Consider the following 12,008-nt stretch of genomic DNA (forward strand, 5'->3'; position numbering starts at 1 on the left):
TCATTCAATCGATGGAATCCGGATCGTATCGACGGGGTACTCCTGTCGATAGATACAGACCGGCATTGATTGCGTCATACAGCACGTTCGCGAGGTCATGGATGGGGGATTACTGCGCCGCACCTGCAACCGGATAAACCACTTCCTTTGTGAGTCCCTTCGAATAGCTGCGCGAAAAACAGACGTCTTACCGACTCTTTTCAAAAGGTGATGGCTTCGGGCAAAAACGTCAGTGACTGGCATGCCTCAGGCTGGTGATGGCCAGAAAGACTGTCGGCCCGTCGGGTGGTGACGGTGCTCGGTAGCAGCCCAGCGCACCCAGATGCTGAACGGCGATAGCCGTCAGTTCCCAGGCCATGGACTCATCTTCGAGGGCCACTGCCTCGTCATTGCCAAATAGCTCGTAGCCCGTAATCGCCTGCAGTTCCTTCAAGGGGAGGGCTTGTTCGCGAAGTGCTTGTGGCACCGTGGGATTGCTCCAGGCCCACTTCCAACTTGAGTGTTTGGGTGAGAAAGATCCAATGTTGAGTATCTGCGCCTCGACGGCCAACCTGTCGTGCGCATCGAAGAACTTCAGGGTGGCGCTTTCCTGGTCGAGCCACCAACGTTCCATGTCACCCAGTGTGTAGAGCCGCTGGAGTTCCTCCTGCTTGCTCATCAACGCCGCCATGGCCGTTTCCAGCAGTCTTTCAAATGTGTGTTCCGACACTTGTCTTCCTTAGGTATTCATCCAGGTTTTGCGATGTCTCGGGATTTTGTCACAAACCCATTTGTAGGTGGGGGCCGGCTCGAACGTGAATGACCCGGCCCAAGGCGCCGTTCCAGTGAATGTTTGGCACCAGCTTGGTGAATGCCCGGGCCATGGCATTGGGCGCAGCACTGTGGGGAATTGCTCACGAAAGAGGGTGAGCTACCTCGGCCGTTGCAACCGGGGCACGTTATCTGATACTCGAACACAGGCTCGACGCACCCTGGGCCAGTGGTTTCACTCCAGGCAGCCTCTCTTCGAGAAAGCCTGACTCATTCAACGCGCGCAGGCCCAACGGCGGCGGGAAGTGCCGGGCTCCGCCACAGCACGGGCCAGTAGGCCTCGTTCAGCCCTACGCAAAGGGTCATTTGCGCGGCTCGGGTCAGCCTGAAAGCGCTGCCGTCATATTGCCAGTGCAGGGACGTACCGCATCCTCCCATGCTCATTGCCAGTTCATGACTGCTGAGTTCCCCGTTGGCCGGATCGAACTGGATGCTGCCGTTGGGCAGCATGTCCGGCATCCGGGGCACTGCGTCGATCCTGGCAGGGCGGGCTTGTTCGGGATGGGCGATGGGTGTTTCGTACAGGTGGTATGAACAGTTGTATGCGGCGCAATCGGTCTTGATAACCACCAGCGCTTGGCGATCACTCAAGGCAAAGGCTTCGCCTTCGGCGGGGGTGTCGTCGAGTTTATTCTGCTGCCATGAAGTGTGTGTGGCCGCCATGACCACATCCCGTATGTGTCGGGCCTGAGCCGGGTCCAGCGCCACTGGAGGGTACCACGGGGGCAGGGTTGGGCGGTGTGGGGCGGGCATTACAGCGCTGGCCGCCCCCTGGCGTACCAGCGCTGTGACGGTGCCGACCCGGCCCTGTACCAAGTCCATCAGCAGCAGCGCCCCGCTCATGCCGGCCAGGGATGCGAACGACTGGCCATTCCGGGTGGGAAGGGTCAGTTCGTGACCATTACGCAACTCTGCGATCAGCGCTTTGGCCTGATCGCCTGCCGCACTCAGGACCTCGGGTACATCCCCGTCTTTCAGCTCGCCAGCTGCCAGGGAAGTTCGCAGCGGCTTGCCGTCGAGCAGTGGCTTGCCCGTAATGGGGTTATAGCTGAAGACCCCGACCCGCAACGCGCCTGCCGGTCCCGCTTCGCGGATGATACGCAGGCTGAAGGTGAGCCGGCCGCCATTATCGTCGCGCATGGGGACTGCGCCGATGGCGGTGCACGAGCGAATGTTATCGCACGCGATCACCCAGTCCTTGATCTCCCGGTAGAGCGGTACCTGTTCTTCCGCATAGGCAGCGCAACTGGTGACGGCTAGGAGCAGGGCGACGAGAGGGTGGGCCATAAGCGCATTACCTGGAGATTGCGAGCGGCGGTATTAGGCCACGAATCAACCGGGACGGTTAACCGTTGGTTGCGGAGCACAGAAAAAAGCAGAGTGCTCACAATCGATGTGCAAGGCTGAGCGGGCCGTCTTGTCCCGGCACACGTAAAAGTGCTTGGCGGATGGCAAAAGGGATAGCTGTCAGCTCCAGGGCCGCCTCATTCAATCGATGGAGTCTGGATCGTATCGACGGGGTACTCCTGTCGATAGATACAGACCGGCATTGATTACGTCATACAGCACGTTCGCGAGGTCATTGATGGGGGATTACTGCGCCGCACCTGCAACCGGATAAACCACTTCTTTCGTGTCCAGATTCCGAATCTCGGATTTGATGGTAATGACCGACTCCTGACGTCCCGGAGGCCCGTTGACATCTTCGCGAGTCGAAAAGTCCACGACATAACGCTGGCCCGTGCGGAATTCGACATCGCGCGCGCCGAAGCCGCACTTGGCACCGCCGGTACCCAGTGCATTCATCGAGACCCAGCACCAAGTCAGTGAGTGTTTGCCAGGTGTCAACTTGAGCGCCTGCATGCCGGAAACATCGAGAATCGAGCGACGTCCGGCACCTGGCAGCGGTTGGTCATCCACTGCCGTTGCCAGTAGCAGCCGGTGGAAGGGTACGCCAAGTGCGCGGTACTTGATGGTCGCGAAATACACAACCGGCGCATCGATGGTGTTATCGGACAGGTCATAGGGTTTCATCAACTCCGGCGCCCACTCGCCTTGGTAATCCTTGTAGTGGTAGTTGTTGGAGCAGGCGGTGGTGAGGGCGGCGGCCAGCAGGGCCGTCGATAGCTTGAGATATGACAGAGGGCGTAACGATCGCACAGTTCTTCCTTGTTGAACTAAACCCACAGGATGGCGCGTTGGAAGCGGCCGCTCTGCGGATGGGTGGTGTCTAAATGCTATCATTTTCGCATTAATGAAGGCACTTATGCGAGCTGTCCACAAGTACAGCTACATGCCTTCTATTTATTGTCAGGGCAACAAATTGAGAGACGAGTTCATCGAAGCGCTTGAAGAAATTTCAGGACTGATGTCAAACGCCTACGAGCAATTCGATCCAGTATTGGGCGATCATCCGCTGGCTCAGGCGGGTTTGAGGAATGGGGCTGAGATTGTTCTGGATTATCTTGATCACAACGAGGCTGGAGTGGCGTTCGACCATCACCGGCTTCGACGCCTACCTACGTAACATCCCGCAACTACAACCTGAACCGCGAAACCATCGTGCGCAGATCGCCTGCCAGCAGTGACAGTTCCTTGGCCGTCATCGCGTTGTCGTCGATGCCCTGCATCAGTTGCACACTGCCGTTGCGAATCTCGGTCACGTTGCGATTGATGTCTTCCGACACGGCGTGTTGTTGAACCGCCGCACTGGCGATCTGGGTGTTCATGCCAACGATCTGTTCCACCCCGGCATTGATCGTATCCAGGCTGCTCGAAGCCTGATCGGCCGACTCGATACAGGCCTGGGCGCGCAGTTGGCCGGCGGTCATCTGCTCGACGGCCACCGATGTGGCTTGTTGCAACTCCTGGATGATGGTGCGGATTTCTTCCGTGGATGTCTGCGTGCGCGAAGCCAGGCTCCGCACCTCGTCCGCTACCACGGCAAAGCCACGGCCCTGTTCGCCGGCACGGGCGGCTTCGATGGCGGCGTTCAAGGCCAGCAGGTTGGTTTGACCGGCGATATTGCCGATCACCGCGATGACGCCGCCAATCTGTTCACTGTGCAGGGCCAGTGCCGAAACCCTCTGCGCACTGAGTTCCACTTCACCGGCCAAGGCTTCGATGGTCTCGCGGGTTTCCTGCATCTTCGCCAGGCCTAGGTTGGACGCCCGGCTGGCGTGTTCGGCCGCATGCGCTGCACCCTCGGTGTTCTGCGCCACATCGGCGACGCTGGTGGTCATTTCGTTGATGGCGGTGGCAACCTGTTCGGTTTCGCCTTGTTGGGCATTCATTGCGTGTTTGGCGCGTTCGATGGACAGGCTCATACGGGTGGCCGCTTCGGACACGGACTGCGAGCTGCGCTCAACCTGCGCAAGCGATGCGCTGAAGGCCTGCACCATGTGGTTGAGACCGTTGCTGACGTCGGCCATTTCATCCTTGCCTTGCACCTGTACCCGGGCGGTCAGGTCGCCCTGGGCAATACGCTGTGTGACGGCCAGTACTTCGTGAATGGCTTTGCGCATGGCGCTGTAGATACCGCTGAACGCGTACACCAGCAGCAATCCCAGCAGCATGGATGTGCTAAGAATAACCGTGCGTTCCGAGACTTTGTCCTGCACCCGCTGTTCCAGCGTGGTTTGCAGCGCTTGCTGCAGGGCGTCTTGTGCCTTGTACAAGTCGGCGACCACGGCGTTGCCTTGGGCAGGCAGATTCTGCACCCCGCCGATGGTTTCGCTGGTTGAGGCGAGCAGGCCCTCAAGTCCATTGCGGAAACTGTCCAGGCCCGCCAAGGCGCTGGTAATCGGCGTTTGAATCTGGTCGGTCAGGGCCGGCTCTTTGCGGCGCAGCAGCGCGAGGCTTTGCAGCAGCTCGTTGCGGGTCAGCATTTCATTTTTGAGCGTGGCCTTGATCGCACCACGTGTGCCCGCGCTTAACGTTTGCCCGTCACGCAGACCGCCGGCCATGCCCCGCAACTGGCCGACGATGTTGATCTGGCGGGGCAGTCGCAAGGTGCTCTGGTCGATCATGAACAGCGAGGCGTAGTCCTCGTCCAGCACCATCCCCGAGGTGGCGGACACGAAGTAGATGAAGTTCAAGGTTTCGGTGAGCTGGTCGTTCCAGTCATCGAACATCGTGCCTTGGTTGGCTGCGGATTTCGCTCGTTCGATCAAGCGCTGGGCGCTGCTATGCAGGCGTTGTACACGGTCGCCGGTTTCCAGCAGGCTGTTGAATTGCCGGTCGGTGGTTTCGAGTTTTGCAAAGGCGTCTTCCAGTTTTATCTGGTTTGCCTGTACCTCGGCTACGGCCGTTTGATCACCGCTGAGCAATCGGTGGGTGAGCGCGCGTTGCAACATGGATAAGCGCAGCACCGGCGTGACTTCTATCAGGTAGCGTTGGCCGATCTGTTCCGAGCGGATGACGTCGAGGCTGTCGTTGATCTGATTGATAACGCGTGTGCCCAGCAGGGTCAGCGGGATCAGGATGATGATCGCCAGCAGTCCGAACTTGGTGCGGAAGCGCAAGCGATTGGCCAGGTTAATGGCAGGGGTCAGAATATTCATATCGTTCTCACAGCCCGCTAGGGGTACTTGATGAGTGTGTGTGAGAACAGTCCGTTTCTCGGATTGTTATTGGCCGTTTCGGCGAATAACACGCTTGGATGTAAGGAATTTCTTCCCTGAGCGTATCGGGAGCTAAAGTAATAACTTTATAGAAAATTGTACAAATATATATTTTTGTACAATATCTGAACGTTTATGATGAGCCGATGTCATTTTGGCATCATTTTCGGAGCGTGGGCGGCAAAGCAGGGGTGGGCATGCGACCGATAGTCATTTTCTGTCGGTGCGTTCGACAGATCCACGCACATCCACTCGCGCAGTTCCGTCATCAGATACGCCAGCATCGCGGTCGAGCACGTGAGCCGCGTCGGTGGCTGGGGTAAGATGAGGCGTTTGCAATCACTGCCTCCCCCTATCAGCAGCCCACGGTAACAGCATGATCGAAGTAACCGAGGTTTCCATCGCGCAATTGCGCGCCGCGCTCGAATCCGGCCAGACCACGGCGGTAGAGCTGGTCCAGGCCTATCTCGCGCGGATTGATGCCTACGATGGCGCCAACACACCCACCGCCCTCAACGCCGTGGTGGTGCGTAACCCCGAAGCACTCAACGAAGCGCGGGCCTCCGATGCCCGCCGAGCCCGAGGCGAAACGCTGGGCCCGCTGGATGGCATTCCTTATACGGCCAAGGACAGCTACCTGGTCAAGGGCCTGACCGCCGCTTCCGGCAGCCCGGCGTTTGCCAAGCTGGTTGCCTATCGCGACGCCTTCACCATCGAGCGCCTGCGTGCCGCCGGGGCGATCTGCCTGGGCAAGACCAACATGCCGCCGATGGCGAACGGTGGTATGCAGCGTGGCGTCTACGGTCGGGCCGAAAGCCCGTACAACGCCGACTACCTGACCGCACCCTTTGCCTCGGGCTCTTCGAACGGTGCGGGTACGGCGACAGCCGCGAGCTTTTGCGCCTTCGGCCTGGCCGAAGAAACCTGGTCGAGCGGTCGTGGCCCGGCGTCGAACAACGGCCTGTGCGCCTACACCCCATCGCGCGGGGTGATTTCGGTACGCGGTAACTGGCCGTTGACGCCGACCATGGACGTGGTGGTGCCTTACGCCCGGACCATGGCCGACCTGCTGGAAGTGCTCGATGTGGTGGTCGCCGAAGACCCCGACACGCGCGGCGACCTGTGGCGTCTGCAGCCCTGGGTGCCGATTCCGAGCGTGATGTCGGTGCGGCCCGAATCCTATGCGGCCCTGGCGGTCGGCGCCGAGGCGCTGGCTGGCAAGCGCCTGGGGGTGCCGCGCATGTTCATCAATGCCGACCCCGAGGCCGGTACCAGCGAAGCGCCGGGTATTGGCGGCCCGACCGGGCAGCGCATCAACACCCGTGCTTCGGTGATCGAACTGTGGCAACAGGCCCGCCAGGCCCTGGAAGCCGCCGGTGCCGAAGTGATCGAGGTGGATTTCCCGCTGGTGTCCAACTGCGAGGGCGACCGCCCCGGCGCGCCGACGGTGTTCAACCGTGGGCTGGTGTCCAAGGAGTTCCTGCACCATGAGTTGTGGGACCTGAGCGCCTGGGCCTTCGACGATTTCCTGCGGGCCAACGGCGATCCTCACCTGAACCGCCTGGTGGATGTCGACGGTCCGCTGATTTTCCCCCACGACCCGGGCACGCTGCCAAACCGCGAGGGCGACCTGGCGGCGGGTATGGATGAGTACGTGCGCATGGCCGAGCGCGGCATCACCCCGTGGAACGAGATCAGTACGTTGCCTAACGGGTTGCGTGGGCTGGAACAGACCCGGCGCATCGACCTCGAAGACTGGATGCAGGATCGGCGGCTGGATGCGGTGCTGTTCCCGACCGTGGCCGACGTCGGCCCTGCCAATGCCGATGTCGACCCGGCGTCGGCGGACATTGCCTGGAGTAATGGAGTCTGGGTGGCCAATGGCAACCTGGCGATCCGTCACCTGGGCGTGCCGACAGTCACCGTACCGATGGGAGTGATGGCCGATATCGGCATGCCGGTGGGGCTGACTTTCGCCGGTCGTGCCTACGACGATTCGACGCTGTTGAGTCTGGCGGCGGCTTTCGAGTCGACCGGCAGCAAGCGCCTGATCCCGCCGCGCACACCGGCCCTGGTCGCCGGCAAGCCGTAATCACCGCAGCGGATTGGCGCCACGCTGGCGCCAATCCCGGTGGTTCATTTCAAGCTCGAGTCGTGCGGCTTATTCCTTGTCTTTCTCAGTGGACCTGGCTTGCGCCCGGTACTGCTTCACTTCGCCCAGGCGTACGCTTTCGGGTAACTCGCCGCGATGCTTGCCTTGTCCCACACGCTGGGCGTTGTAGATGCCGGTATGGCCGGACACCAGGTAGCTGGCAATGCAGGCGATGGCGGCGAACGGCGCGATCTCGGGACCGAACAGCTCCATGGCCATGACGATGGTTGCCAGCGGGGTATTGGCCGCCCCGGCAAACACGGCGACGAAACCGAGCCCGGCGAGCATGGCGAAGGGCAGGTGCAGCAACGGTGCCAGGGCGTTGCCCAGGGTTGCGCCGATGTAGAAGAGTGGCGTGACCTCACCGCCCTTGAACCCGGAACCCAGCGAGGCCACGGTGAACGCCAGCTTGCCGAACCAGTCCCACGGTGCGACCGGTGCCTGGAACGACTGGTTGATGCCTGGAATGCCCAGGCCGATGTACTGATGGGCATCCAGCGCCCAGACGGCCACGGCGATCACCATGCCCCCGAGCAATGGACGTAGCGGTGGATAGCCGATCAGCCGTTTCATCCAGGCGCCCAGCCGATGAGTGGCAGTGGCGAACAGCAGGCCCGCGAGGCCGAAGACGATACCGGCCAGCACCGTTGCCGCAATGCTCCAGAACTGCACCGACACCACTTCGCCAATCGGGTAATGGCTGTGTGCTATGCCCCAGGCCTGGGTAACCTGGTCGGCGACGATAGCTGCGACCATGCAGGGGAAGAGCGCGTCATAACGCATCCGGCCGATGGTCAGCACTTCCAGCCCGAACAACGCTCCGGCCAGCGGCGTGCCGAACACTGACGCGAAGCCGGCGCTGATACCGACCATGAGGATGATCCGCCGGTCTTCCTGGCGCAGGCGCAGCCAGTGGCTCAGTTGGTCGGCCAGCGCGCCGCCCATCTGCACGGCAGTGCCCTCACGGCCCACCGAGGCGCCGAACAGGTGCGACACCAGCGTGCCGCCGAGCACCAGGGGCACCATGCGCAGCGGCACGGTTTTTTTCGGGTCGTGGATTTCATCGATCAGCAGGTTATTGCCCGCATCGACCGATTTGCCTAACCCGTGATAGATCAGCCCAACGGCGAGGCCGGCCAGCGGCAGCAGCCAGATCACCCAGGGATGGCTTTCGCGCCATTGGGTGGCCTGATCCAGCGAGAACAGGAAAAACGCCGACGCGCTACCGGCCAGCAGGGCCACGGCACTGGCCAATAGCAGCCATTTGCCGAGATAGAGCAGAAGATCGAGTTGTTCAGGGCGTGAAAGTCTGGACATAGGGTCAGTCACATGAATCAGAAGGAGTCTGACCCACAGGAGTTCTGCATGCATGCGCCTACAGTCCTGTGCGATCAGGTGTCTGTAGGCATCATCAGCTGCAGTAGCACAGCGGTTGGGTACGGAGGAATGCCATCTCCGGAAGGCCGATCATAGCCAGTGGTGATGTGCTTGTAAAATCTTGTTACAGGTTGGGCGGTTTCTGCGGCAAGTTTCCCGTCGAGGTCACCGCCGGAGGGCTGAGAAACGCCTTCTTTCTTTAAGCGGCATAACCCCCGAACGGGTCTGGGCGTTTGTATGGGGGGCTGCATGAGCATTAGCTGTGGGCGCCAGACAATCGCCTCACGCGCTCCAGTTCCTTCTCATCGATCTTGGCCTTGAGTATCAGCGACGCCGGCAACGGCGCTCCAGGTAGGTTTGGCTCCTCAATCGACTCCAACTGCCAGGCGGGCACGAGGGTGGTGAGCCAACTGCTGAGGGTGCGGTAGAACCAGGGCATGGGTTGCCAGTCACCGACGCCCATGGCGTCGAAATGTTCCACTCGCCAGCCATCCGTGTAAGGCGGCTCTACGCACAATGGGTGCAGCGTCTGGATGATCAGGCGGGCATCGGGACGGGCGGTGTGGGCGAGGGCGGCCAGCAGTTCTGCGGTCTGTTCGTCGAGCAGAGAGAAGTTGCAGACGATCACCTTGAAATCCGCGCCGATTCGTTGCGGTTCGGCGATCACCTGTGCGTAGGACATGCAACGAAAGTCGCCCACGCCGGCCTGTCCGGCAAGCTTCACGAGTGGTGCTGAAACATCGATGCCGGTGAGCTGGCCGCCGTGCTCGGCCAGGGCTCGACACAACCAGCCTTCACCACAGCCCACGTCCAGCACCCGACCCGGCAGGTACGGCCGAACGGCGGCGATGATCGCCGCGTCGGTGATCTCTCGGCGGCTGCGTATCTGTCCCTCGCGAATGGCCGTGGCCCAGGCCTGGGCGTTGCCGGACCAACTGTCGATCAGGGCTTTCGAGGGATCGTCGTGCATTTCAGCTGCCTTGCGAGGAAGGGTGACCCTGGCAGTGTGGAACTGAATGCACGTGTGTGGCTAGTGTGTCCCGTATCGTCACAAGGTGAACTTGCCCACCAGCATCTGCAGGTGATTGCCCAGACGGGTCAGCTCGACGCTCGATGAGGCGGTTTCCTCGCTGGCCGTCGAGGTCTGTTCGGAGATGTCGCGTACATTGATCACACTGCGATTGATCTCTTCGGCCACCGCACTTTGCTCTTCGGCCGCCGTGGCGATCTGGTGGTTCATCGATTCGATGGCCTGCACCGACTCGCTGATGCCATGCAACGATGCGCCGGCCTGGCGGGTCAGTTCGACGCTGCTGTGGGTGAGGGCGCGGCTACTTTCCAGGCTGATGGCGACCTTGTCGGTGCCGCCTTGCAGGCCGCTGATCAGTTGCTCGATTTCTTCGGTGGAGCTCTGGGTGCGTTGTGCCAGGCTGCGCACTTCATCGGCCACCACGGCGAAACCACGACCGGCCTCACCAGCCCGGGCCGCTTCAATGGCGGCGTTGAGCGCCAGCAGGTTGGTCTGTTGTGCCACCGACTTGATGACGTCGAGCACACTGCCGATCTTGTCGCTTTCCTGCTTGAGATCGTTCATTGCCACGGTGGAGTTGCCCACTTCGCCAGCCAGCCGTTCGATCTGCGCCATCGCCTGGGCCAGTACCTCGTCACCCGCGCGGGCCTCTTGGCTGGCACTGACTGCCGCGCTGGAGGCCTGCTCGGCGTTGCGTGCGACCTCCTGCACGGTGGCCGCCATTTCGTTCATGGCGGTGGCGACCTGATCGGTTTCCTGTCGCTGGTTGTTGACCCCGTTGCGGGTCTGTTCGGTGATCGCCGAGAGTTGCTCGGCAGCTCCCGAGATACGCACCACGCCGTCGCGCAGACCACCTATCAGTTCGCGCAGATTGAGGGTCATGCGCTGCATGCTCAGTTGCAGCTGGCCCAACTCGTCGCGGCGCGAAACCACGGCGTTATCGCTGAGGTTGCCGTTGGCCACCTGTTCGGCTCGGCGCAGGGTTTCCATCAGCGGGCCGACGATCAGCCGAGTGATGGTCCAGGCGGCGAAGATGCCGAGCAGCATTGCGGCGAGCAGGGCTCCTGCGAGCAAGTTGCGCGCGTCCAGGACATCGTCTTGACGCTGGTCGATCTGGTCTTGCGCCAATTGCTGGGTGGTGGCGAGCAGGTTCTTGATGTCGCCATCGATCTGCACTTGAGCGCTATCGGCCTTGGCCTGGGCTTCGGCGAACAGGGCGACGGTGTCGCGGTAACGGCTCATGGCCTGCTGCAGACCCTGCACGTCGGCGGTCATGGCGGCTGGGAGCCGGGTAGCGAGTGCCTGGCTGTAGGCGATGGCTTCCTCGATCGCGTCCCGGGCCGGCTTCTGCAACTCGGGCTTGAGGCTGTAGCTGTAGCCACGCAACTGGAAGCGCGCCTGCTGGACCAGGGTCTGTGCTTTCACCAGGCTGTCGATCTGGGCCTGGTCGCCGCTTGGCGAGGTGGCCATCTCCATGAGTTTTTTCAGTTGCGCGACGGCGGCATCGGCGTGGCCACCAAATACCGCACGGGTTGCATCGCGGGCCTGGACGGCCTGGCTGAAATCATTGAAATGTGCGCGATAGCTCTTGGCGACCATGTTCGCGGTTTCGAGCAGCGGCAGGCTTGCCTGCGAATGGAACACCAAACGGTCGTGGGCCAGCTGGCTGTCGATGTCATCGAGCAGCTTGACCACCGCCGCGGCGCGCTCGGCGTCGGGGTTGGCACTGTAGAGCAGCCGTCCGTTGCGCACGTCCCGGGTCAAGTCGTTGAGCTTGGCGATATCGAGGATCCGGTCGCTGCGTTCGCCGAGGGCCTGGATGCCGAGCCAGCCGGTGGTCGCAATCAGCAGGGTCAGCAGCATGACGATACCAAAGCCCAGAGTGAGCTTGGCTCTGACACTGATGTTCTCCAGCATCCTGTTAAGTGGGGCAAGCATTCGGACAATCTCCGCCGGGACAAACCGCTGATAGGGAAGGGCTGCTCTGAGTCAAGCAGGACACAGCCGGGGTATCGGT

At 61.4% G+C, this 12,008-nt stretch carries 9 protein-coding genes and 1 riboswitch; of the genes, 2 read left to right on the forward strand and 7 right to left on the reverse strand.

Features of this window, described 5'->3' with window-relative positions:
• Positions 1 to 229 precede the first annotated feature (229 nt).
• From BLU37_RS19970 to BLU37_RS19980, 3 genes are all read right to left on the reverse strand, one after another.
• Positions 230 to 709 (reverse strand): DUF6882 domain-containing protein, encoded by a 480-nt coding sequence (locus BLU37_RS19970; protein WP_232000358.1) that lies wholly within the window; start codon positions 707 to 709, stop codon positions 230 to 232.
• Between the two features lie 311 nt (positions 710 to 1,020).
• Positions 1,021 to 2,097: a DUF1176 domain-containing protein gene (locus tag BLU37_RS19975; RefSeq protein ID WP_090207997.1), complete on the reverse strand. Its 1,077-nt coding sequence runs from the start codon at positions 2,095 to 2,097 to the stop codon at positions 1,021 to 1,023.
• 306 nt (positions 2,098 to 2,403) lie between these two features.
• The gene (locus BLU37_RS19980) at positions 2,404 to 2,970 is read right to left on the reverse strand and encodes a hypothetical protein (RefSeq protein WP_090208000.1); all 567 of its coding nucleotides are present in this window, start codon (positions 2,968 to 2,970) and stop codon (positions 2,404 to 2,406) included.
• 133 nt (positions 2,971 to 3,103) lie between these two features.
• Between BLU37_RS19980 and BLU37_RS19985 the strand changes: the two genes are divergently transcribed.
• Positions 3,104 to 3,337 carry a hypothetical protein gene (locus BLU37_RS19985; protein WP_232000360.1) on the forward strand — a complete coding sequence of 78 codons (234 nt, stop codon included), beginning with the start codon at positions 3,104 to 3,106 and terminating at the stop codon, positions 3,335 to 3,337.
• Between the two features lie 10 nt (positions 3,338 to 3,347).
• Here BLU37_RS19985 and BLU37_RS19990 read toward each other — a convergent pair whose 3' ends face one another.
• Positions 3,348 to 5,372, reverse strand: coding sequence for a methyl-accepting chemotaxis protein (locus tag BLU37_RS19990; RefSeq protein ID WP_090208004.1), 2,025 nt, complete (start codon positions 5,370 to 5,372; stop codon positions 3,348 to 3,350).
• A 436-nt stretch (positions 5,373 to 5,808) separates the two neighbouring features.
• Here BLU37_RS19990 and BLU37_RS19995 point away from each other — a divergent pair, with 436 nt between their 5' ends.
• Complete coding sequence (locus tag BLU37_RS19995) at positions 5,809 to 7,524, forward strand: amidase (protein WP_090208009.1); 1,716 nt, start codon at positions 5,809 to 5,811, stop codon at positions 7,522 to 7,524.
• A 69-nt stretch (positions 7,525 to 7,593) separates the two neighbouring features.
• Here the strand turns inward: BLU37_RS19995 and BLU37_RS20000 are convergent, their stop codons facing one another.
• The 3 genes from BLU37_RS20000 to BLU37_RS20010 form a co-directional block, all read right to left on the reverse strand.
• Positions 7,594 to 8,901, reverse strand: coding sequence for a voltage-gated chloride channel family protein (locus BLU37_RS20000; protein ID WP_090208011.1), 1,308 nt, complete (start codon positions 8,899 to 8,901; stop codon positions 7,594 to 7,596).
• Positions 8,902 to 8,979: 78 nt separating this feature from the next.
• Positions 8,980 to 9,050: riboswitch (Fluoride riboswitch) on the reverse strand.
• A gap of 167 nt (positions 9,051 to 9,217) precedes the next feature.
• Positions 9,218 to 9,931: a class I SAM-dependent methyltransferase gene (locus BLU37_RS20005; protein ID WP_090208014.1), complete on the reverse strand. Its 714-nt coding sequence runs from the start codon at positions 9,929 to 9,931 to the stop codon at positions 9,218 to 9,220.
• 78 nt (positions 9,932 to 10,009) lie between these two features.
• On the reverse strand, positions 10,010 to 11,929 hold the full coding sequence (locus BLU37_RS20010; protein ID WP_090208017.1) for a HAMP domain-containing methyl-accepting chemotaxis protein: 1,920 nt from the start codon (positions 11,927 to 11,929) through the stop codon (positions 10,010 to 10,012).
• Positions 11,930 to 12,008: the final 79 nt, after the last annotated feature.

The organism is Pseudomonas asplenii (genome assembly GCF_900105475.1).
In the GTDB taxonomy this organism is placed as follows: Bacteria; Pseudomonadota; Gammaproteobacteria; order Pseudomonadales; family Pseudomonadaceae; genus Aquipseudomonas; species Aquipseudomonas asplenii.

Coding starts and splice junctions, on each gene's coding strand:
- BLU37_RS19990 (WP_090208004.1), bottom strand. CDS start 5,372: ATGAATATTCTGACCCCTGCCATTAACCTGGCCAATCGCTTGCGCTTC.
- BLU37_RS20005 (WP_090208014.1), bottom strand. CDS start 9,931: ATGCACGACGATCCCTCGAAAGCCCTGATCGACAGTTGGTCCGGCAAC.
- BLU37_RS20010 (WP_090208017.1), bottom strand. CDS start 11,929: ATGCTTGCCCCACTTAACAGGATGCTGGAGAACATCAGTGTCAGAGCC.
- BLU37_RS19995 (WP_090208009.1), top strand. CDS start 5,809: ATGATCGAAGTAACCGAGGTTTCCATCGCGCAATTGCGCGCCGCGCTC.
- BLU37_RS19975 (WP_090207997.1), bottom strand. CDS start 2,097: ATGGCCCACCCTCTCGTCGCCCTGCTCCTAGCCGTCACCAGTTGCGCT.
- BLU37_RS19985 (WP_232000360.1), top strand. CDS start 3,104: ATGCCTTCTATTTATTGTCAGGGCAACAAATTGAGAGACGAGTTCATC.
- BLU37_RS20000 (WP_090208011.1), bottom strand. CDS start 8,901: ATGTCCAGACTTTCACGCCCTGAACAACTCGATCTTCTGCTCTATCTC.